Here is a 22,837-nt window from a genome sequence, read left to right as displayed (position 1 = left end):
CCAATCTACTTGAGACGCGGGGCTTGTGCAGACGGACCCACCCACGGGCTCACCGGGTTGCCCATCCAATACGTCCCCGCCGGGACGGTCTCGCCGCGCATGACCAACGACGCCGGGCCTACAGTTCCGCCGTCGCCGATGCTGGCCGCGGGGAGGATGACGCCGTGCGGACCCATGGTGGCCCCGCTACCGAGCGTCACCGTGTCCAGGCTCATCACACGGTCGTGGAAGAGGTGCGTTTGCACCACGCAGCCCCTGTTGACGGTGGAGTTCTCGCCCAGGGTCACGAGGTCGGCCTCAGGGAGCCAGTAGCTCTCGCACCACGTGCCGCGGCCGATCTTTGCGCCGAGGCCGCGGAGCCACCACACCAGCGCAGGCGTGCCCGCAGCCGACCGGGCGAACCAGGGTGCGCTGACCATTTCGATGAACGTGTCCACCACTTCGTTGCGCCAAATGAACGAGCTCCACAGGGGATGTTCACCGGCTCGAATGGTTCCCACCAGAACCCATTTGGCAACGATGGAGCTGAGTGCGGCCACGGCGCCTGCAGCCAGCATGACCACACCACCCAGGAGCGCGGCAACCCAATAGCCCCACCCCCTCGCGATCCAGTCCAGGACCACCATCACGGCCACCGCGATAGTCACTGTGAGGATGACCGGAACCAAGCGGCACAGTTCCCACAGGGCTCGCGCCAGCTTGAGCTTGAAGGGAGGCTGGAACGTGCGGGTCTGGTCAGCGTCGACGGCGGTGCGGCGCAACCTCACGGGCGGGCTGCCCAGCCACGACGTACCGGATTTCGCCTTGGCGGGCGTGGCAGAGAGGACTGCGACGAGGGAGTTCTTGGGAACGTTGCGTCCGGCCGCCGTCATGCCCGAGTTGCCGAGGAAGGAACGTTTTCCGATCTTGGCCGGGGCAATCTTCATCCAGCCGCCACCGAGTTCGTAGGAGGCCACCATGGTGTCGTCGGCCAGGAAGGCGCCATCGCCAATGGTCGTCATCCGGGGGACCAGCAGCACCGTGGAAGCTTCCACGTTCTTGCCAACCTTGGCTCCGAGCAAGCGAAGCCAAAGAGGGGTGAACAGGCTGGCGTAGACGGGGAACAACAGGTCCCGGGCCATATCCAGGAGGCGTTCAGTGGCCCACACCTGCCAGCCCACCCGACTCCTTACCCGGTAGTAGCCCTCTTTGAGACCCAACCCGAGGAGCCTGGCCACTATCAGGATGAGGACGAGGTTGCCGAAGAACCACACCAAGGCAGCCAACGGCAGTGCGACGGCGACCTGGGGAAGGGCGGTTTCCAAGGATTCGTGGCCTCGGATGAAAGCAAGGATCACCAGTGCACCGGCGAAGGCGGACAGGTAGGGGATCAAGGCGAGAAGAGCTGAGGCGGCCGCAAAGGCCGAGAGCCACAGTCGGTCCACCGCGGAACGACGACTCGCGGTTTCCGGCCAGTCGTGTTTGGCCTTGCCACGCCGCTCAGCGGGGGACCCTGCCACCAAGTGTCCGGCTTTGACCTTGCCAAGAACTGCGGAGCCCGGCTCAACATGCGCACCGGCACCGATGGTGGCACCAGGCATGAGTGTGCTTCTGGAGCCCACAACGGCTCCTGCGCCCACATGTATCTGGCCGATATGGACTGAATCGCCGTCCACCCACCAACCGGAAAGGTCTACTTCCGGCTCAATGTTCGCGCCGCTGCCCAGCGACAGCAGCCCTGTCACCGGCGGCAATGAGTGCAGGTGCACATCCCGGCCGATTTTGGCGCCGAGAGCCCGGGCGTAATAGGGGACGAAAGGCGCACTGGCCAAGCCAATGGCACCCGAAAGATCCTGAATCTGCTCGGCAAGCCAGAGCCGCAGGTGCGTTTTGCCGGATCTCGGGTACGTTCCCGGTTCCACCCGGCCGAGGAGGAGGCGGGCAGCAAGAATCGAAATGCCCATCCTTCCCAACGGGCTGACAAAGACCAGCCATGATGCTGCTATCCACCACCACGACACCACTGGTGCAGCGGAGAAGCCGGCAAAGTCGGCCAGCAACCTGTTTGCGGCCATGAGGTAAGTGAGCCAGCGCATGCCCACCAGGATGTGCAGCGGCACTCCCATGAGGACCTGGAAAATCTGCGACTTCAAGGCGGTGGGACGGACGGTGCGCTCGGCGGCGGGACCCAGCGCAACGCCGTCGGGCAGTGACTGCCGGGCGGCGTCGATCAAGGCGCCGATGCGCGGAGTCGCGTAGATATCGGCCACTGTGATGGTTGGGTACCGGACCCGAAGGGCGGAGACGAGCTGGGCTGCGGCCAGGGAGCCGCCGCCATAGGCAAAGAAGTCAGCGTCGAGGGAGCCGACAGCGCTGCCGAGTACGGCCTCCCACTGGTCTACGATCCACCGGGCGTCATCGGGCAGGTTCAGCGGAGCGTTGCTTGCCTCGGTGGCACCGGCTCCCGCCAGTGGCCAGGGGAGGGCATGGCGATCCACCTTGCCGCTGGTCTTGGTGGGCAACGAATCCACTACCGTCAGCAGGGGGATCAAGGCAGCAGGAAGACTTTCGGCCAAGAGGCGCCGGGCTTCATCCATGTCCAGCTCGAAGCCGTCAGCGGGAGCCAGGTATCCCACAAGGATTTGGTTCCCTGCGGCCGTGGTTTGGACCGCCGCGGCAGCGCCGGCAACGCCCGGGAGGGACTGCAGCGCCGCATCCACTTCGCCCAGTTCGATTCGTCGTCCGCCCAACTTGACCTGTTCGTCTGCCCGGCCCATGAAGATAAGGCCCTCGGCTTCGAAGCGGACCAGGTCGCCTGAACGGTAGGCCCGGTCCCATTCCAACGTCGGCATCGGCGCGTACTTTTCGGCGTCCTTGGCGGGGTCGAGGTAGCGGGCCAGCCCAACGCCGCCGATGATGAGTTCGCCGATCTCGCCTTCGGCGACCGGGACACCGCTGGCATCGACGACGGCGAGGTCCCAGCCGTCCAGCGGCAGGCCGATGCGTACGGGGCCGGGTCCGCCCAGGGGAGCGGCGCACGCAACGACGGTGGCTTCCGTGGGGCCGTAGGTGTTCCAGACTTCGCGTCCGTCCACGGCAAGCCGCTCAGCCAGTTCAGGCGGGCAGGCTTCGCCGCCAAAGATGAGCAGGCGGACGTTTTCCAGTGCTTCGGCCGGCCACAGGGCGGCAAGGGTTGGCACAGTCGAAACGACGGTGATGCCATGGTTGATGAGCCAGGGCCCCAGGTCCATGCCCGTGCGAACCAAGGCCCGGGGAGCGGGGACCAAGCACGCACCGTGGCGCCAAGCGAGCCACATTTCCTCACAGGACGCATCGAAGGCCACAGACAAGCCGGCCAGTACTCGGTCCTGGGGTCCGATGGGCTCGGTCTGGAGGAAGATCCGAGCCTCGGCGTCCACGAACGCGGCGGAGGATCGGTGTTTGACGGCTACGCCCTTGGGAGTGCCTGTGGATCCGGACGTGAAGATGATCCACGAGTCGTCGTCCAACCCCGGAGTGCTGGGGGTGGCAACGGGTTCGCGTGCGCCTTCGGCGAGTCGCACCTCAAGTCCTGCTCCAATGACAGCGCCCACTTTGGCTTCGCCGAACACCAGGCGCGCCCGCTCATCAGGGTCATCGGCGTCAACCGGCACGTAGGCGGCGCCTGCCATGAGGATGCCAAGGATGGCGATGTAGAGCTCGTTGGTCCCCGAGGGGATGCGGACGCCTATTTTTTCCCCGCGGCCCAGTCCTGTGGCATTCAGTTTCCGAGCGAAGGCACGGACGGCGGCGAGCAGTTCTGTGTAGCTCAGCGATTTCTGGCCGTCGTCCAGCGCGGATGACTCCGGGAAGGATGCCGCCGTCTCCTCCAGGATGTCAACGAGGGTACGTTCGGCGGGTGCTGCGGTGCCGCCCGGCAACTGGGGGCGGTAGGTGGTCAGGGCAGGCGTCTGCCCGGCCCCCACGGGATGTTCTGTGCTCACAGGCCCAGCTTTTCGCAGGAAGGTGAACAAAAGGTGTCGGACGTTTCCTGCCCGTAAGACTTTGTTGCACCGTTGTTCGCCTGTAGGTCACCGAATATTGGGGAGCCGGGCATGGCGGTCAGGGCACCAACAGGACTTTGCCAGTGGTGCGGCGGCCTTCCAGGTCGCGGTGCGCCTGGGCGGCCTCTGCCAGTGGGTACGTGGCGCCCACCCGGACAGTGAGAGTGCCGTTGGCGGCGGCATCGAAAATTTCCGCTGAGCGCCACCGGCGTTCGTGGGTGTTCTGGACGAAGTGCGCCATGGTGGGCCTGGTCAGGGACAACGAACCCGCGGCGTTCAAACGCTGGGGATCAAAGGGCGGCACCGGGCCCGAAGCCGCTCCGAAGAGCACCATGGCACCCCGGATGCGCAGGCTCTTCAGGGAATCGTCGAACGTGTCCTTGCCGACGCCGTCGTACACCACATTGACGCCTTCCCCGTCGGTGAGTTCGCGGACCTTGCCAGCAAAGCCGTCGTACCTCAGCACCTCGTCTGCGCCCGCCAGCGTAGAGAGATCCGCCTTCTCGTCCGAGGAAACGGTGGTGATCACACGCGCCCCGCGAGCCTTCAGCAGCTGGGTCAACAACAAACCCACGCCACCGGCTCCAGCGTGCAGCAGGACGGTGTGTCCCGGCTCCACACGGAAGGAGGAGTTCATCAGGTAGTGGGCCGTGATGCCCTGCAGGGGCAAGGCTGCGGCGGTGTGATCATCCACGCCGGCCGGAATGGGCAGTGCCTTGGCCGCGTCCACCAGCGTGTAGTCAGCGTAGGTCCTGGAGGCTTCGGCAGTGGCGATGCGGTCACCGACTGCAAACTCCTCCACCCCCTCACCTACCGCCTCCACGGTGCCGGCTGCCTCAGCGCCCGGGGTGAACGGATAGTCCACGGTGTAAATACCGCTGCGCTGGTAGGTCTCAATGAAGTTGACCCCGGCAGCTGCGACCTTGATCAGCAGCTGGCCGGGGCCAGGTGTCGGTGGTTCCACGGATGCGTACTCGAGGACGTCAGGTCCTCCGGGCTGCCGTGCAACGATGGCGTGCGTCATGGTGGCTCCTCACTCCGGGGCGGTGGTTCCGGTACCCGGTTTCAGAATCCATCCTAGGGAGGTTGGGGCCTCCCGTGTCGAACGCCTAGCGGCGCCCGTGCGTCGAAGCGACGGGGCAATCGAAACCACGGCCGGCCGCCAGGCCAACGTCGTTGAGGTACCGGACAACGATTCCGTACGACTGCAACAGCGTGGTTTCGGTGTAGGAAATCGAATGCTTGGCGCAGAATTCACGCACGATCTTTGTGGCCTTGTACAGGTGGGGGCGGGCCATGTCCGGGAACAAGTGGTGCTCCACCTGCCGATTGAGACCGCCCAGGAGGAAGTCCATGAAGATGCCGCCCGAGATGTTGCGCGAGGTCAGGATCTGGCGGTTGAGGAAGTCGACCCGACTGTCCTTGGGAAGGACTGGCATGCCCTTGTGGTTTGGCGCGAACGAAGCGCCCATGTAGAAGCCGTACACCATGATCTGGACGCCAAGGAAGGCAAACGCCATGCCAATGGGCAGAAAAGTGAAAGCCAGGACCGGGAGGGTAGCGAGCCTCGCCACCAGGATGGGCGTCTCTACCCAGCGATGGCGTACCTTTTGCTTGCCGAAGACGAAGCGGAGGGAGTCGAACTGCAGGCTCAGGCCCAGGAGCGTCAGGAGCGGGAAGAAGAACCAGCCCTGCCGCCGGGTGAGGAAGGCGAGGCGGCCCTTGCGTTCAGCTGCGGCGTCTTCGTGGAAGACCAAGGCGTTGTTCCGGATATCCGGGTCCTTGGAAATGACGTTGGGGTGGTTGTGGTGGGCTCCGTGCTTCTGTTCCCACCAGGAGTAGCTGATGCCGGCGACGCCGGTGGCCAGCAAGCGCGCGGACCAATCATTGGCACGGCGTGAGGCGAAGATCTGCTTGTGGCCGGCTTCATGGGCCAGGAAGCTCAACTGCGTGCAGAGGATACCCACGGCAGCAGCGATCAACAGCTGGTACCAGGATTCACCGATCAAGGCGAACCCCAACCAGGTGCCCGCCATAAGGAGCACCAAGGCCACGAAGACCCAGATGTAGAAGCCGGAACGGCGTTCGAGGAGTCCTTCGGCTTTGACGCTCTTGAGGAGCTCGGAGTAGCTCTGGACGACGGGGTTGGGTTGAATTGCGCGAGCTTTGGGGCGCTCAGCGGTGGACGTGGGTGACATAAATGTGCCCCGTATCGCTAACGGGCAACGCTGCAGCCGACGTTCGGACTGCACGGTCTGGATCACCCTTCACTAAGCATACGGGTAATCCCCAAAAAAATGAGACTGCTCACAACTGCATGCATAAATATCGGACAGCATGAATATTTTTGCTGTACAGTGGAGTCATGACTATTTCTGTTGCCGTCTCCGGTGCCAGCGGCTACGCCGGGGGGGAAGTGCTGCGCCTGCTTGCGGGCCATCCGAACGTCACTATCGGTGCCATCACCGCACACAGCAACGCCGGTTCCAGACTAGGGGAGTTGCAGCCACATCTCCACGGTTTGGCCAGCCGGATCCTGGAAGACACCACGGTGGAGAACTTGTCGGGTCACGACGTCGTTTTCCTGGCCCTTCCGCACGGCGCGTCCGCCGAAATCGCCGCCCAGTTGCCGGCAGGCACTGTAGTCATCGACGCCGGTGCCGACCACCGCTTGCAGGACGCCTCAGCGTGGGAAAAGTTCTACGGGTCGGCCCATGCGGGCACGTGGCCCTACGGGCTCCCGGAACTGCCCGGCCAGCGCGAGGCGCTCAAAGGTGCCACCCGCATCGCCGTGCCCGGCTGCTACCCGACGTCGGCCCTGCTCGCCTTGACGCCAGGGTTCGCCAATAATCTCCTCCTGCCGGACGACGTCGTTATTGTCTCTGCCTCAGGTACCTCCGGTGCCGGTAAGGCGGCCAAGATCAACCTCATCGGCGCTGAAGTCATGGGCTCCATGAGCCCCTACGGCGTGGGTGGCGGACATCGCCACACGCCGGAAATCGAACAGGGACTGTCCAACGCAGCCGGAGAGCCGGTGACCGTCTCGTTCACGCCTACGCTGGTGCCGATGAGCCGGGGGATTCTCACTACGGCTACAGCGAAAGTGCGGCCGCAAGCCGGACGCAGTGTCACCGAAGCCGAGCTTCGCCAAGCCTGGGTAGATGCCTACGACGACGAACCGTTCGTTCACCTTCTTCCCGAAGGCCAGTGGCCCACCACCAAATCGGTGCAGGGCTCCAACCACGCCGTCATGCAGTTGGCATTCGACCAGCACACCGGCCGTGTCATCGTCACCTGCGCCATCGACAACCTCACCAAGGGGACAGCCGGCGGAGCCGTGCAGTCCATGAACATTGCCCTCGGCCTGGACGAAACAGCCGGCCTGAACCTGCAGGGAGTTGCACCGTGACCATTACCGCACCCAAGGGATTCCGGGCCGCCGGCATCACAGCAGGCATCAAAGCCTCAGGCAAACCGGATCTGGCACTCGTCGTCAACGATGGTCCGTCCAAGGCGGCCGCCGCGGTTTTCACCTCCAACCGGGTGGCAGCTGCCCCTGTTCATTGGTCCCGCCAAGTTGTCAGCGACGGCCGCGTGGACGCCGTGGTCCTGAACTCCGGCGGCGCCAACGCCTGCACCGGACCGCAGGGTTTCCAGAACACCCACGCAACCGCCGAGAAAGTGGCCGAGGTGCTGGGCGTCTCAGCTTCCGACGTCGTAGTCTGTTCCACCGGCCTCATCGGTGAGCAGCTGCCCATGGACAAGATCCTCCCGGGCGTCGAAGCCGCGTTCCGTGAGCTGTCCCAGGACGGCGGCTCCGCGGCTGCCACCGCAATCATGACCACGGACAGCGTGTCCAAGGAAGCTGTCTTCACGGGCAAGGATGCAGAAGGCAAGCCGTTCACAGTGGGCGGTATCGCCAAGGGTGCGGGGATGCTGGCTCCAGGCCTGGCCACCATGCTGGTGGTGCTGACCACCGACGCTGAAGTACCTGCGAACGAGCTCGACGTAGTGCTCCGCGATGCCACACGGGTCACGTTCGACCGTGCAGATTCGGACGGCTGCATGTCCACGAACGACACCGTAGTGCTGCTCGCTTCAGGTGCTTCCGAGGCCCTGCCGTCGGCAGAGCAACTCAGCGAAGCGGTAACCGCCGTCTGCGCCGAGCTTGCCCGCAAGCTGATCGGTGACGCCGAAGGTGCCAGCCACGACATCGCCATCCGCACCTTCAACGCCGCCAGTGAACGTGACGCTGAAACCGTCAGCCGCTCCGTGGCCCGCTCCAACCTTTTCAAGGCGGCCATCTTTGGCAAAGATCCCAATTGGGGCCGTGTCCTTTCTGCTGTGGGAACCACGGACGCCGTTTTCGAAGCGGATCAGCTCAACGTCGCCATGAACGGTGTGCAGATCTGCCGCAACGGTGCGATCGGCGACGACCGCAACCTGGTGGACCTCGAACCGCGCGAAGTGCTCGTGGAGATTGATCTCCAGGCCGGCGACGCCGAGGCAACTATTTGGACCAATGACCTCACGCACGACTACGTGCATGAGAACAGCGCCTACTCGAGCTGAGCGGAATGACGATGACTGCGCACACCCGCGAGACGACGTCAATGATTGACGCCCAGGGCAAAGCCGGAACACTGATCGAGGCCCTTCCATGGATCCAGCGTTTCGCCGGCACCACCATGGTGATCAAGTACGGCGGAAACGCCATGGTCAACGATGACCTTCGGCGTGCCTTTGCCGAAGACATCGTGTTCCTCCACCACGTGGGCATCCACCCGGTAGTGGTGCATGGCGGCGGTCCCCAGATCAATTCCATGCTGGGCCGCCTCGGCATCGAGTCCGAGTTCAAGGGCGGCCTCCGTGTCACCACCCCCGAAGCCATGGACGTTGTCCGCATGGTCCTCACGGGCCAGGTAGGACGCGAACTCGTTGGCCTCATCAACTCCCACGGACCGTACGCGGTGGGAATGTCCGGCGAAGACGGTGGCCTGCTGCGCGCCGTCCGGACCGGCACTGTGGTGGACGGCGAGGAAGTCGACCTCGGCCTGGTGGGCGAAGTCGTAGGCGTGGATCCCGCCGGTATCAAGGACATCCTCGACGCCGGCCGCATCCCCGTGATTTCTACGGTCGCGCCGGAGATCACTGAGGAGGGCAACGGTTTCCAAACCACGGGCCAGGTCCTCAACGTCAACGCGGACACCGCCGCAGCCGCGGTAGCCTCAGCCTTGGGTGCCACCAAGCTGGTCATCTTGACCGACGTCGAAGGCCTCTACGCCAACTGGCCGGACAAATCCTCGCTGATCTCCTCCCTGACGGCCTCCGAACTCCGTGACATGCTGCCCCGCCTCGAGTCCGGCATGATCCCCAAGATGGCCGCGTGCCTGAAGGCCATCGATGAAGGCGTGGAACGCGCACACATCGTGGACGGCCGCCTGCCGCACTCGATGCTGCTGGAAACCTTCACGACGGCGGGCATCGGCACCCAGGTAGTACCCGACGAGGAAGTGAACGCATGAGCGAAACTGTTGGCCTCAGCCCGACCGGCGATGGACCCCCCGCCCGCTTCGCGGTGCCCGACCACACCCGGGGGTCCATCTCCGGATCGGACGCCAAAGCTTCCGTCATTACTGGAGTGAGTAATGGCGCGGACTGGCTTGCCCGGTACTCGTCGTCGCTCATGGGTGTCTTCGGTACCCCGCAGCGTGTTCTTGTCCGTGGCGCCGGTTGCCTCGTGTGGGACGCCGACGGCAAGGAATACCTGGACCTCCTGGGCGGTATCGCCGTGAATGCGTTGGGCCATGCCCACCCATTCGTCACGTCCGTGATCGCCAGCCAGTTGGCCACGCTGGGGCATGTCTCCAACTTCTTCACCAGCCCGACGCAGATTGCCCTGGCCGAAAAGCTGCTGGCCCTGAGCAAGGCGCCGGCCGGGTCCAAAGTGTTCTTCGCGAACTCCGGCACGGAAGCGAACGAGGCCGCCTTCAAGCTCGCGCGGCGGAACAACGCCGACGGCAGGCGCACCAAGATCATCGCCCTCGAAGGCGCCTTCCACGGCCGCACCATGGGTGCCTTGGCGCTCACGGCCAAAGAGGCGTACCGCGCTCCCTTCGAGCCACTGCCCGGTGGTGTTGTTCACATACCGTTTGGCGACATCGAAGCCTTGCGTGCCGCCGTCGACGATTCCACCGCGGCCGTTTTCCTGGAACCGATCCAGGGCGAAGCAGGCGTCCGGCCCCTCAGCCCCGAATACCTGCAAGCGGCCCGTGAGGCCACCAGCGCCGCTGGCGCGCTGCTGATCCTGGACGAGGTCCAGACCGGCATCGGCCGAACCGGCAAATGGCTCGCCAGCGAGGACGCGGGCATCGTGCCCGACGCCGTCACGCTCGCCAAGGGTCTCGGTGGCGGCTTCCCGGTAGGTGCCTTGGTCACTTTCGGAAGTACGACGTCGGCCCTGCTCACCGCCGGGCAGCACGGCACCACTTTCGGTGGAAACCCGGTGGCCACGGCTGCCGCACTGGCCACACTGCACGCGATCGAAAGCCAGGGTGTCCTGCAGAATGTGCTCGCTGTCGGAGCGCACCTGCGCGAGGGTCTGGCCGTAGTCGAGGATGTCACCGAAGTCCGCGGCGAAGGCCTGCTGATCGGCTTCGACCTGAACGCCGACATTGCGCCGGCCATGGTGACTGCGGCACTGGATGCCGGCTTCATCATCAACAGCCCCGGACCCCGGACCATCCGTTTGGCGCCCCCGCTGATCCTGACCATCGAGCAAGCGGATCGATTCCTTGCCGCCTTGCCTTCCCTGATCGCCACGGCTACCGCCCAGACCCCTAAGGACGCATAGTGAGCACTTCCACCACCCGTCACTTCCTGAAGGACACGGATCTCAGCCCGGCCGAGCAGGCCGAGGTCTTGGAACTCGCCGTCCGGATGAAGGCAGCACCGTACAGCGTGCAGCCCTACGCTGCGGATGGCAACGGCCGCAAGACGGTCGCCGTGATCTTCGACAAGACCTCCACCCGAACGCGTGTTTCCTTCGCTACCGGGGTGGCCGACATGGGCGGAAACGCCCTCATCATCAACCCTGGTGAAGCGCAGATCGGCCACAAGGAAACCGTCGAGGACACCGCGAAAGTCCTGGAACGCATGGTGTCCACCATTGTGTGGCGGACGGGTGCCCACTCGGGGCTGGTGGCCATGGCGGAGAATTCCAAGGTCCCCGTGATCAATGCCCTGTGCGACGATTACCACCCCTGCCAACTCCTTGCCGATCTTCTGGCAGTCAAAGAGCACAAGGGGGAGCTCGCAGGATTGAGCATGGCGTACTTGGGCGATGCTGCGAACAACATGGCCAACTCCTACCTGCTGGCAGGCGTTACCGCCGGAATGCACGTCCGCATCTCCGGTCCCGAAGGTTACCTCCCGGCACCGGAAATCGTGGCGGCCGCAGAAGAACGCGCTGCGGAGACCGGCGGTTCCGTCCTGATCACCAGCGATGCCGCCGAAGCCCTCAAAGGTGCAGATGTCGTGGCAACGGACACCTGGGTGTCCATGGGCCAGGAAGCGGAGAAGGAAGCACGCCTGCAACTGTTCCGCGACTACTCCGTGGACGAGGTTGCCATGGCGCAGGCCGCGCCGGACGCCGTCGTCCTCCACTGCCTCCCGGCATACCGCGGCTACGAGATTTCGGCCGGCGTCATTGACGGACCGCAGTCCATCGTCTGGGATGAGGCAGAGAACCGGCTCCACGCCCAGAAGGCCCTCATGGCCTGGCTGATGCACCGCTCCGGACTTGCGTTCGTTGAGGGCCTTTCTCCCGTCGAAGGCACCTCTGCCCTCGAGAGCACTGGGGAGAGCACGTTCTAGTGTCCGCCAACCCGTCCGTGCCGGGCGCAAGCCCGGCCACCAAGACCGCCCGGCAGGCCCGCATCACTGCGATCCTGACGGGTGAGTCCGTGCGTTCCCAAGCAGAGCTTGCAGCCCTGCTCGCGGACGACGGCGTGCAGGTCACCCAGGCCACCCTGTCCCGCGACCTCGTGGAACTGGGCGCGGTGCGCGTCCGCGGCAAGGATGGAGCATTGGTCTATGCCGTGCCGGGGGAGGGCGGCGACCGCAACGCCAAGAGCGGGGTCACCCAGGAAATTCTCGACGCGCGGCTGACCCGGCTCTGCGGCGAACTCCTGGTAACCGCCGAGGCATCGGGCAACATCGTGGTGCTCCGCACCCCGCCGGGGGCAGCCAACTTCCTGGCACTGGCCGTTGACCACTCCGTGATGCCGTCGGTATTGGGTACGATCGCAGGCGACGACACTTTGCTGCTGGTCGCACGGGATCCCGATGGCGGGGCAGAGCTAGCGGCCAGATTCCTGCGGATGGCCGAGGAAGCCGGCCCCGGCAACTAACTGCTTTACACAGCACTGATTCACACAGCATTTGATTCGAATGAACCAAGCAACAACAAAGGAGCACTCTCGTGACTGAGCGCATTGTTCTGGCCTACTCCGGTGGCCTTGATACGTCCGTAGCCATCGGCTGGATCGGTGAAGCCACCGGCGCCGAGGTCATCGCTGTGGCCGTCGACGTTGGACAGGGCGGCGAGTCCCTGGAGACCATCCGCCAGCGCGCTCTCGGTTGCGGCGCCGTCGAGGCCTACGTCGCGGACGCCCGCGACGAGTTCGCCAACGAGTACGCCATGCCCACCCTGAAGGCGAACGCCCTCTACCAGGGCCACTACCCGCTGGTTTCGGCCATCTCGCGTCCGGTCATCGTCAAGCACCTGGTGAAGGCTGCCCGGGAATTCGGCGCCACCACCGTTGCCCACGGCTGCACCGGCAAGGGCAACGACCAGGTCCGTTTTGAAGTTGGCATCCAGACCCTCGGCCCGGACCTGAAGTGCATTGCGCCGGTTCGCGACCTCGCCCTGACCCGCGACAAGGCCATCGCCTTCGCTGAGGAAAAGGGACTGCCGATCGAGACCACCAAGAAGAACCCGTACTCGATCGACCAGAACGTCTGGGGACGCGCCGTCGAAACCGGTTACCTCGAGGACATTTGGAACGCTCCCACAAAGGACATTTACGACTACACCGCCACCCCGGAATTCCCGCCGGCACCGGATGAGGTCACCATTTCCTTCCAGGCCGGCGTGCCTGTAGCCATCGACGGCGTCAAGGTCACCCCGCTGCAGGCCATCCAGGAACTCAACCGCCGTGCAGGTGCGCAGGGCGTTGGCCGCATCGACGTCGTCGAGGACCGCCTTGTGGGCATCAAGTCCCGCGAAATCTACGAAGCCCCGGGTGCCATGGCGCTGATCACCGCACACAAGCACCTCGAGGACATCACCATTGAGCGCGAGCAGGCCCGCTTCAAGGCCACCGTCGGCCAGCGCTGGGCAGAACTCGTGTACGACGGACAGTGGTTCTCCCCGCTCAAGCGCTCCTTGGACGCCTTCATCGAGGACACCCAGAAGTATGTCTCCGGCGACATCCGCATGGTCCTCCACGGCGGCCAGGCAGTCGTCAACGGTCGTCGTTCCGAGACCTCGCTCTACGACTTCGACCTCGCAACCTATGACACCGGCGACACCTTCGACCAGTCCATGGCGCGCGGCTTCATCGAGCTGTGGGGCATGTCCTCGAAGGTAGCCTCCGGCCGCGACCTCCGCGTCGCAGGCGAGTGACGCCGCAGCAGGGCCCCGGGACGCAGGGGTCCCCGGCCGAGCGTAGCGAGGTTGGGGAGCGTTCAGGGACAAATGAGGGTGCACTGTGGGGCGGCCGGTTCGCCGGCGGCCCCGCGGATGCACTGGCCGCACTGAGCAAGTCCACCCACTTTGACTGGCGGCTTGCACGTTACGACATCGCCGGTTCCAAGGCCCACGCCCGCGTGCTGGCCAAGGCCGGACTGTTGGACGACGCCGAGCTCGAAGGCATGCTCGCCGCCCTCACGCAGTTGGACGAAGACGTCGCGAGCGGCGCCTACCTCCCGGCCGAGAGCGACGAGGACGTGCACGGGTCACTGGAACGCGGACTGATTGAGCGTGCCGGGACCCAGTTGGGCGGCAAGCTCCGCGCCGGCCGTTCACGCAACGACCAAGTGGCCACTCTTGGCCGCATGTTCCTGCGGGACCACGCCCGGATCATCGCCCAGGGTGTCCTTGCCACCATCGATGCCCTCGTCGAGCAGGCCAAGGCCCACCACGGTGTCGCCATGCCTGGCCGCACCCACTTGCAGCACGCCCAGCCGGTTCTCCTGAGCCACCACCTGCTGGCCCATGCCTGGGCTTTGCTGCGCGATGTGCAGCGGCTCCAGGACTGGGACAAGCGTGCCGGTGTTTCGCCGTATGGTTCCGGTGCCTTGGCCGGTTCGTCCCTGGGACTGGATCCTGAGGCTGTTGCCGCGGACCTCGGCTTCTTCTCGGCCGTGCACAACTCGATCGACGGCACCGCTTCCCGCGACGTCTTCGCCGAGTTCGCGTGGGTTTGCTCCATGATTGGCGTTGATCTGTCCCGGATCTCCGAGGAAGTCATTTTCTGGGCCACCAAGGAGTTCTCCTTCGTCACGCTGCATGATTCGTACTCCACGGGGTCCTCGATCATGCCGCAGAAGAAGAACCCGGATGTTGCTGAGCTTGCTCGCGGCAAGGCCGGACGCCTCATCGGCAACCTGACGGGCCTCCTCGCCACGCTCAAGGGCCTGCCGCTCGCGTACAACCGCGATCTGCAGGAAGACAAGGAGCCGGTCTTCGACGCCGCCGACACCCTGGAGCTGCTGCTCCCGGCCGTGTCCGGCATGATCGCCACGCTTACGTTCAACACCGAGCGAATGGAATCACTGGCACCCCAGGGCTTTGCGCTGGCGACGGATATCGCCGAATGGCTGGTCCGCCGGGGCGTCCCGTTCCGCGAGGCGCATGAGCTCTCCGGTGCCGCGGTCAAGCAGGCCGAAGGCCGGGGCGTGGAACTGTGGGACCTGACGGACGAGGAGTACGCAGCCATCTCGGAGCACCTGACTCCGGAGGTCCGCAGTGTTCTGAGTACGGAAGGTTCGCTCAACAGCCGCAACTCGCAGGGCGGAACGGCGCCGGCCGCCGTCGAACGCCAGCTGACGGCTCTGGAAGCGGAACTGGACGCAGCGCGCACTTACGCGTCTTAACGCTTGTCCGCCGGGAGCGGGACGGTACCTGAAGGTGCCGTCCCGCTCTTCGTTTAACTCTGCGTTAGCATGGCGATATGACCCGGATCACTCCAGCGACGTTGCCCGCAGAGCTTCACAAAGCCGCCGACACCGTCACCCGACTCCTTGCCAAAATGGACGACGCGTCCGTAGCCGAATCCTCGGAACTTCCCGGTTGGACCCGCGGACACGTTCTTGCCCATACCAGGGGCATTGCCGACGCGATGGCACGGCAGCTGGAATATGCCCGCCGCGGCGAAACCATCGAACTGTACGACGGCGGCATGGAGGGACGCACGAAGGCCATCGAGCTTGCTGCGGGCCACAGCCTCGCGCAGCACACGGAGTCCGTCACCGCTGCGCTGGCTTCCGCCATGTCCGCATTTGACGCCCTGGGTCCGGACGACTGGCAGGCCCGGATCGCCTATCGGGACGGAACAGTTTTCGGCGGCGGGCTGGCTCTGTGGCGCGAACTCACCATCCATGCATCGGACCTGCGCCTGGGTTACGGGCCGGAGACGTGGAGCCGGCCGTTCTGCGAGCACCTCATTGGCTTCCTGGCTGCGCGTGTGCCCGAGACGTACAAACTGGTCCTGCAGCCAACAGGCCTTCCGCAGCTGAGTATCGGCAATGGTGGGACGTCGATAGCCATTACGGGAATGCTGACGGACATCGCAGCTTGGCTGGCGGGCCGCGAACCGAGCCTTGGCAGCCTGCGGGCAACTGCGGCCGCCGACGGCGTCGAACTGCCCGAGCTCTTGCCTTGGCCGGCCGCCCAGCCCGCCGCCCGCTAATCCTCTGACGCTCTCTCACTTCCCGTCGGCTTTTTGGAGACGCTCTCTCACATCACCACCACTTCACGCGATCCCTCTCTCACATTGCACGTCCATGCCCCAGTCAAGTGCTTGCGTTGGGATGTGGAAGAGGGGCGGTTGAATGGTGTTGGGATGTGGAAGAGGGTCGGTTGAATGGTGTTGGGATGTGGAAGAGGGTCCGTTGAATGGTGTTGGGATGTGGAAGAGGGTCCGTTGAATGGTGTTGGGATGTGGAAGAGGGTCGGCTAATTACGGGGTTTGGGCTTTGCCGCTGCACGCCACAGGTGCATGGTGGCGTAGGAGCGCCAAGGGCTGAGCTCACGGAAATCGCCACTGAGTCCTGCTCCTGCGGGCAGCACCTTCAAGCCGTTCCGCACCGCGGCATCGTTGGCCAGGAAAACGTCAGGGGCACCCAGCACACGCATGCCGACATACCCAACCGTCCACGGTCCCACGCCCGACAACGGCAAAAGCTTCTTTTCCAGGCTCTCCAGATCGTCGCCGTAACCGAAGTCGAGCGCCCCGGTGGCCACGGCCTCGGCTGCGGCCACGACGGAGTCAATGCGGCGCTGGGGTCCCCGGAGCAGGGCACGGCCGTGCTCGGCGAGTTCTGCCGCCGTCGGAAACAGTCGTTCCAAACCGGGAGTGGCCACAGCGGCGGGAGAGCCGGCAGCCGACAACCGGGTGAGGGCAGTACGAGCAGCGCCGACGGTGATCTGCTGCCCGATTATTGCCCTGATCAGCAATTCCTGGGGGTCCACGGCACCTGGAACCCGAATTCCGGGGGTCGCTGTGACGTTGCCCTTTAGCCGGGGGTCCGTGGCCAATGCATCATCTATGGACTGAGGGTCCGCGTCCAAATCGAATAGTCTCCGGACTCGGCTCAACAGTGCCGGGAGGTCATGGAGGTCAACGGCGGTGGCCGTCAACTGCAACGGTTTGCCCGGAGCCGAAGGGTTGAACGCGACAGAGAAGGACGCGCTGCCCCGCGGCAGGTGCAGCGTGCGGGCATACGTCCTGGTTCCATCCGCCGAGGTACTTGCCGCCTCGATGCCCGGAACCGCCCGAACTGCCAGGAAGTCGAAGATTCCCGGATCAAACGGTTCCCTGTAGGGCAAGTTAAGCGTCAGAGCGGCAGGCGCCGCCCCCGAAACCCCGGTGCCCCTGTGCGGGCCGGACTTCGCCCCGGTGGCGCGCAACGCCGTCGGGGTCATCGCAAAGACCTCACCAATGGTGTCGTTGAATTGGCGCACGCTGTTGAACCCGGAAGCGAATGCGACATCTGCCAGCAGCATGTTCGTTGAAACCAACAGGGTCCTGGCCGTCTGCGCCCTGCTTGCCCGGGCCAGCGAGAGGGGACCGGCACCGAGCTCGTTGCTGAGGATGCGGTTTAGTTGCCGCGCGGAGTAGCCCAGCCGTTGCGCCAGGCCGTCGACGCCCTCACGGGTGATGACGCCGTCGTTGATCAATCGCATGGCGCGGCCGGCGATGTCCGAGCGGATGTTCCACGCCGGAGTTCCGGGGACAGCCTCGGGAAGGCACCGCTTGCAGGCCCGGTAACCTGCTTCGTGCGCAGCCGCAGAGGTTTCATAGAATGTGACGTTTTCAGCTCTTGGAGTCCGGGCGGGACACGACGGCCTGCAATAGATCCCGGTGGAGCTGACGGCTGTGAAGAACTGGCCGTCGAACCGTGTGTCGCGGGCGTCGATCGCCCTGTAGCGCTGCCAGAAGTCCATGGCTTCATCCTGCCAGCCGCCCCGCACGGTTGCTAGCGGAAATCGGACATGGCCGTTCCCTCGTCCTTTGCTAGGGTCTGGGCATGAGTTCGTCCACGGAAAACGCTGTCAGTGACCCGAAGGAAGTGCGGAAGTTCCTTGAGGGCGACGCCCGTGTCATAGCTCCGCTGATCCTGGGCGCTGTACTGACTCATTACTCGGAAGCCGGTCCGGTCTCGGTGAGGCTCACGGAAGTGGAGGCCTACATGGGCCCGCGCGATTCCGAGTACCCCGATCCCGGTTCGCATACCTTCGGGGGTCTCACAGCACGGAATGCTCCCATGTTCGGACCGCCGGGATTTCTGTACGTGTACTTCACCTACGGGATGCACTACTGCGCCAACATCGTTTGCGGCCGTGACGGCGCCCCCTCGGCTTTACTCCTCCGAGCCGGCGAAATTGTGGAGGGTGAAGGTCTCGCTGCCGTCCGCAGGCCGGCCTCCAAGGCATATAGGGACCTGGCCAGCGGGCCTGCCAGGCTTGCGTCCGCACTTGGACTGACGACGGCGGACACCGGCCGTGACGCGCTCGCAGAACCTTTCAATTTGTTGTTGCCTGCGACTCCGGCAGCGGCGGTGGCCAGCGGGCCACGGGTTGGGGTGGCTGGCCCGGGAGGAACCACCGAGTATCCGTGGCGCTTTTGGATCGAGGACGATCCCACCGTGTCCAGGTACAAAGCGGCCAGGCCCCGAAATCGGCCCGCAACGGGGTGACTTTGCACTGCGGCACGGAGAACTATATGTGACGCAGTCCGCCGTATGACCTGTACCCCCCACGTTTACCAAAATCGCTGTAGAATGGACGGTCTGTCTTTTGCGATAGGGGTTACGGTTCGATGCACGACGCTGATTTGGTCCACGAGCAGGAATACGTTGCCGGGCTGTACGCCCGGCTCGATGAGCTGCGCGCAGAAAAGCGCGCCCAGCTGGCGCAAGTGCGCAAGGCCGGCGCGGTGGGAACCATGCAGAACGTTTCCGAACGTGACGCGTTCGCGGCACTGTACGAAGACCGCTTGGCCCAGCTCGACGCCGTCGACGACCGCTTGGTCTTCGGTCGGCTCGACCTGGATTCGGGTGAGGCCCAGTACATAGGTCGCATCGGCCTCTCGACCGCCGATCTCCAACGACTCATGGTCGACTGGCGTGCGCCCGAAGCCGGCCACTTCTATCAGGCCACCGCCTTCGATCGCCAAGGTGTGCGCCGCCGTCGCCACCTCATCCTGCAGGGGCGCGAGGTCAAAGCGATTGAAGATGACGTCCTGGACGCCGGGATGCTCGCGGACAACGACTCCCTCCAGGGGGAAGGCGCCCTGCTGGCGGCCTTGAACTCCAAGCGCACGGGCCGCATGTCGGACATCGTGGGTACCATCCAGTCGGAGCAGGACCGGATCATCCGCTCCTCCATCTCGGGCGCGCTCGTGGTCCAGGGTGGTCCCGGTACGGGCAAGACTGCCGTCGCCCTGCACCGCGCGGCCTACCTGCTGTACACGCACCGGGATCGGCTCAAGAGCGCCGGCGTCCTGTTGGTTGGGCCGTCGTCGTCCTTCATGCACTACATCGAACGGGTTCTGCCGTCGCTGGGTGAAACGGGCGTGGTCATGGCCAGCCTGGGTCGCCTCATGCCTGGTATCAACGCCATCCCCGAGGACAACGCGGATGTCGCTGCCCTCAAGGGCAAGCTGGACATGGCCGCCGTGGTGGCCAATGCCGTGGCCAACCGACAGCGCACGCCTGCCGAGGACCGCATCCTCGAGGTCGACTCGCGGAAGCTGACGCTGACTGTCCGGCAGGTTCGTCGTGCCCGGGAAAAAGCCCGCGCCACCGGCAAGCCGCATAACGAAGCGCGGCTCACCTTCGTCAAGATTCTGCTGCGTGAGCTCACCGAGCAGTTGACGGACCTTGTGGAGGAATCGAATATCGGCAACAACGCCGATCGTGCTTACCTCGCCGAGGACGTCCGGTCTGCCCGGGATGTCCGTATCGCCCTGAACCTCTGCTGGATGCCGATGACGCCGGAGAAATTGATCTCCGAGCTGTTCAGCAAGCCCGCCATCCTTGAAGCCTGCACGCCCCACCTCACGGCCGCACAGCGCGCGCTGCTGCAGCGGCCCGTCGACGCGCCATGGACGGAGGCTGACGTTCCGTTGCTGGATGAGGCCGCCGAGCTGTTGGGCGAGCTCGATCCCGCGGCCGGCAGGGGACTGGCGCAGCAGGAAGCAGATCGCGCCCGCGACCTCGCCAATGCCAAGCAAACCCTTGCCAACATGGAAGCCATGGGCGTCGATGTCCTGGTGACGGCTGAGGAGCTCGCTGAACAAAACCAGGAACGCGAGGGACGGCTCACCGCTGCCGAGCGCGCCACGAGCGACCGCTCGTGGGCCTTCGGCCACATCGTGGTTGACGAAGCCCAGGAATTGTCGCCCATGCAGTGGCGCCTTTTGGTGCGGCGCTGCCCGTTGAAGTCCTTCACCATCGTCGGTGACATCGCCCAGACGAGCGCAGCAGCGGGTGCCAATTCGTGGCAAAGCGCGCTGGCGCCGTCGTTCGGTGACCGCTGGACGCTCGAAGAACTCACGGTCAACTACCGCACGCCGTCGCAGATCGCCGAAGCGGCAGTCCGTATGGCCAACCGCGCCGGCCTGGTTGTTTCCGCCCCCAAGGCTGTACGCGAGGGCAAGTGGTCACCCGTAGTGGACCACGTTGAGGCAGGCGGTATTGTGCAGCGCCTGGTGGAGGTCCTGCCGGAGGAAGTGGAAGCGATCGACGGCGGCCTGCTGGCCGTGATTGCCGACGGCCCCTTGCTGCCGCAGGCCACAGCCGCGCTCCGGGAAGTCTACGGACGCCGTATCGGTTCCGGCGCCGGCAGCTACGAGCAGGACATCGTGGTGATCAGCCCCAAGGAAGCCAAGGGCCTGGAATTCGACGGCGTTGTGGTCCTGGAACCTGCTGCCATGCTGAACCACGAGCACGGCAAGGTGGGCGACCTTTACGTTGCCATGACACGAGCCACGCAGCGTTTGCGCCTCATCGCTGCCGCGCCGCTACCCGCCGGCATCGAGCGCTAGGAAAAACGGCCACTGCAATCCTGCTAACTTAGATCTCGTGTCACACGTAAACAACCTCGAGTCCCAGCACAACGATCCCGCCTTTGCCAACATCTGGCAGGAGCTCAAATGGCGCGGCCTTGTCCACGTTTCCACCGATGAAACGGAACTGGAAAAGCTGCTCGCAGGGGACCCGATCACGTATTACTGTGGCTTCGACCCCACGGCGCCGTCGCTGCACTTGGGCAACCTCGTACAGCTTCTGGTGATGCGCCGCCTTCAGCTGGCCGGCCACAAGCCGCTGGGTTTGGTGGGCGGTTCCACCGGGCTGATCGGTGACCCGCGTCCGACGGCGGAACGCACCTTGAACACCAAGGACACCGTCGCGGAGTGGGTTGGCTACCTTCAGGGCCAGGTGCGCCGCTTCCTCAGTTTCGAGGGCGAGAACTCCGCCCGAATGGTCAACAATCTGGACTGGACCGCCCCGCTGAGCGCCATCGACTTCCTGCGCGAGATCGGCAAGCACTTCCGTGTGGGCACCATGCTCCGCAAGGATGCCGTGGCGTCTCGCCTCAGCTCGGACGAAGGCATTAGCTACACCGAGTTCAGCTACCAGATCCTGCAGGGCATGGACTACCTCCAGCTCTTCCGGGATTACGGTTGCGCGCTCCAGACCGGTGGCTCGGACCAGTGGGGCAACCTCACCAGTGGCACCGAACTTATTCGCAAGGTGGAGGGCAAGAGCGTCCACGCCATGGGTACGCCGCTCATTACCAACTCCGATGGCACCAAGTTCGGCAAGAGCGAGGGCAACGCCATCTGGCTGGACCCGGAAATGTGCAGCCCGTACACGTTCTACCAGTTCTGGCTCAACACAGCCGATGCCGATGTCGTGGATCGCCTCAAGGTATTCACGTTCCTTTCGCGTGCGGAGATTGAGACTCTCGGGCAGGCTGTGGCGGAGCGTCCGTTTGCCCGTGAAGGCCAGAAGAAGCTCGCCTTCGAAGTCACTTCCCTGGTCCACGGTGTCGACGCCACAGAGAAGGTCATCGCCGCTTCGGCTGCGCTTTTCGGCAACGGCGACCTCACCGTCCTGGATGAGCGAACCCTCGAAGCCGCCACCGCGGAACTCCCTTCGGCAACGATTAGTGCGGAAGGGCTGGGAATCATTGATCTGTTGGTTGCCTCCGGCCTGTCCGATAGCAAGTCGGCTGCACGGAGGACCGTGGGAGAGGGTGGCGCCTACGTGAACAACACCAAGGTGTCCGACCCCGACGCCGTCATTGCGCAGGACGAACTGCTTCACGGCCGCTACCTGCTCCTTCGGCGGGGCAAGAAGAACCTGGCCACCATCGAGGTTTCGGCCTAGGTTCACTGGTAATCACGAAGCTCTGAAAGGGCCGGCAACCGTTATGGTTGCCGGCCCTTTCTGCGTTTAAGCGCTTGTGGCGTGTGTCGGCGGCTTCGACGCTCTCTCACCTAATCGTTGGTTTTGGCCGACGCTCTCTCACCTAATTGCCGTTTTCGGGCGACGCTCTCTCACTTTGGGGTGGGTGGTGGGTGTTCGACGGCGGTGGTTTGGGTGGTGTGATGGGCTTCACTGCTGGTTGTTGGGGTGTTTTTGGGTTGGTTTTGGGGTGTGGTGGGGTTGTTTGGCTTGTGTTTGCGGGGTTTTTGGGTGGTGTTGGGGTGGATTTGGTGCGGGGGTGGGGCGCGTGTAAAGTTATCTGAGTCGCCGCCGCTGATGCGGAAGGAATGGCGACCGACTCCCTTCAAATTGCCGGTTTCGGTGGTGCTTTTGTGTGCTGCTGGGTGGTGTGGGAGGCCCTGGGTTTGGTTTGCTTTGTGCGGCCGGTTCGGGTAAGTTTGAAAAGTTGCTCCGGAGCGATCCTGGACCCTGTGGGGTGTGGGTGGTGCCGGTTGTGTCTGTTGTTTGAGAACTCAATAGTGTGCCAAGTTTGTTGATACCGATTGTTTTTTGATTGGTTGAATTTTGCCAGG

16 protein-coding genes are annotated in these 22,837 nt (G+C 64.4%); 12 read left to right on the top strand and 4 right to left on the bottom strand.

Going from position 1 to position 22,837, the window contains the following annotated elements:
* Positions 1-5 precede the first annotated feature (5 nt).
* The 3 genes from FQP90_RS16450 to FQP90_RS16440 all read right to left on the bottom strand — a co-directional run bounded on the left by FQP90_RS16450 (position 6) and on the right by FQP90_RS16440 (position 6,220).
* On the bottom strand, positions 6-3,962 hold the full coding sequence (locus FQP90_RS16450) for a Pls/PosA family non-ribosomal peptide synthetase (RefSeq protein WP_208760028.1): 3,957 nt from the start codon (positions 3,960-3,962) through the stop codon (positions 6-8).
* A 118-nt stretch (positions 3,963-4,080) separates the two neighbouring features.
* Complete coding sequence (locus FQP90_RS16445; RefSeq protein ID WP_144652151.1) at positions 4,081-5,046, bottom strand: quinone oxidoreductase family protein; 966 nt, start codon at positions 5,044-5,046, stop codon at positions 4,081-4,083.
* Positions 5,047-5,131: 85 nt separating this feature from the next.
* Entirely contained in the window at positions 5,132-6,220 is a 1,089-nt protein-coding gene (locus FQP90_RS16440) for a fatty acid desaturase family protein (protein WP_144652150.1), read from the bottom strand.
* 167 nt (positions 6,221-6,387) lie between these two features.
* Between FQP90_RS16440 and argC the strand changes: the two genes are divergently transcribed.
* From argC to FQP90_RS16395, 9 genes are all read left to right on the top strand, one after another.
* On the top strand, positions 6,388-7,431 hold the full coding sequence (gene argC / locus FQP90_RS16435) for an N-acetyl-gamma-glutamyl-phosphate reductase (RefSeq protein ID WP_144652149.1): 1,044 nt from the start codon (positions 6,388-6,390) through the stop codon (positions 7,429-7,431).
* Positions 7,428-8,594 (top strand): bifunctional glutamate N-acetyltransferase/amino-acid acetyltransferase ArgJ, encoded by a 1,167-nt coding sequence (gene argJ, locus FQP90_RS16430; protein ID WP_144652148.1) that lies wholly within the window; start codon positions 7,428-7,430, stop codon positions 8,592-8,594. Before argC ends, argJ begins: the two co-directional genes overlap by 4 nt.
* 11 nt (positions 8,595-8,605) lie before the next feature.
* Entirely contained in the window at positions 8,606-9,547 is a 942-nt protein-coding gene (argB, locus tag FQP90_RS16425) for an acetylglutamate kinase (RefSeq protein ID WP_144652147.1), read from the top strand.
* The gene (locus FQP90_RS16420) at positions 9,544-10,875 is read left to right on the top strand and encodes an acetylornithine transaminase (protein ID WP_208760027.1); all 1,332 of its coding nucleotides are present in this window, start codon (positions 9,544-9,546) and stop codon (positions 10,873-10,875) included. Before argB ends, FQP90_RS16420 begins: the two co-directional genes overlap by 4 nt.
* Entirely contained in the window at positions 10,872-11,897 is a 1,026-nt protein-coding gene (argF, locus tag FQP90_RS16415) for an ornithine carbamoyltransferase (RefSeq protein WP_144652146.1), read from the top strand. Before FQP90_RS16420 ends, argF begins: the two co-directional genes overlap by 4 nt.
* Complete coding sequence (locus FQP90_RS16410; RefSeq protein ID WP_039240660.1) at positions 11,897-12,433, top strand: arginine repressor; 537 nt, start codon at positions 11,897-11,899, stop codon at positions 12,431-12,433. Before argF ends, FQP90_RS16410 begins: the two co-directional genes overlap by 1 nt.
* A gap of 71 nt (positions 12,434-12,504) precedes the next feature.
* Positions 12,505-13,710 carry an argininosuccinate synthase gene (locus FQP90_RS16405; protein WP_018779118.1) on the top strand — a complete coding sequence of 402 codons (1,206 nt, stop codon included), beginning with the start codon at positions 12,505-12,507 and terminating at the stop codon, positions 13,708-13,710.
* On the top strand, positions 13,707-15,182 hold the full coding sequence (argH, locus tag FQP90_RS16400) for an argininosuccinate lyase (RefSeq protein ID WP_144652145.1): 1,476 nt from the start codon (positions 13,707-13,709) through the stop codon (positions 15,180-15,182). Before FQP90_RS16405 ends, argH begins: the two co-directional genes overlap by 4 nt.
* Positions 15,183-15,259: 77 nt before the next feature.
* The gene (locus FQP90_RS16395; RefSeq protein ID WP_144652144.1) at positions 15,260-15,997 is read left to right on the top strand and encodes a maleylpyruvate isomerase family mycothiol-dependent enzyme; all 738 of its coding nucleotides are present in this window, start codon (positions 15,260-15,262) and stop codon (positions 15,995-15,997) included.
* A 266-nt stretch (positions 15,998-16,263) separates the two neighbouring features.
* Here the strand turns inward: FQP90_RS16395 and FQP90_RS16390 are convergent, their stop codons facing one another.
* The gene (locus FQP90_RS16390) at positions 16,264-17,754 is read right to left on the bottom strand and encodes an AlkA N-terminal domain-containing protein (RefSeq protein ID WP_144652143.1); all 1,491 of its coding nucleotides are present in this window, start codon (positions 17,752-17,754) and stop codon (positions 16,264-16,266) included.
* A gap of 83 nt (positions 17,755-17,837) precedes the next feature.
* Here FQP90_RS16390 and FQP90_RS16385 point away from each other — a divergent pair, with 83 nt between their 5' ends.
* The 3 genes from FQP90_RS16385 (at position 17,838) to tyrS (ending at position 22,205) form a co-directional block, all read left to right on the top strand.
* Entirely contained in the window at positions 17,838-18,506 is a 669-nt protein-coding gene (locus FQP90_RS16385) for a DNA-3-methyladenine glycosylase (RefSeq protein ID WP_144652142.1), read from the top strand.
* A gap of 122 nt (positions 18,507-18,628) precedes the next feature.
* Positions 18,629-20,857, top strand: a complete 2,229-nt coding sequence (locus FQP90_RS16380; protein ID WP_144652141.1) for an ATP-binding domain-containing protein — start codon at positions 18,629-18,631, stop codon at positions 20,855-20,857.
* Positions 20,858-20,894: 37 nt separating this feature from the next.
* Positions 20,895-22,205 carry a tyrosine--tRNA ligase gene (tyrS, locus tag FQP90_RS16375; protein ID WP_144652140.1) on the top strand — a complete coding sequence of 437 codons (1,311 nt, stop codon included), beginning with the start codon at positions 20,895-20,897 and terminating at the stop codon, positions 22,203-22,205.
* The last annotated feature ends 632 nt before the right edge of the window (positions 22,206-22,837 follow it).

Source organism: Paenarthrobacter nitroguajacolicus, from assembly GCF_007786235.1.
Lineage (GTDB): Bacteria > Actinomycetota > Actinomycetes > Actinomycetales > Micrococcaceae > Arthrobacter > Arthrobacter nitroguajacolicus_A.
This window is presented reverse-complemented; position numbering and strand designations above follow the sequence as displayed.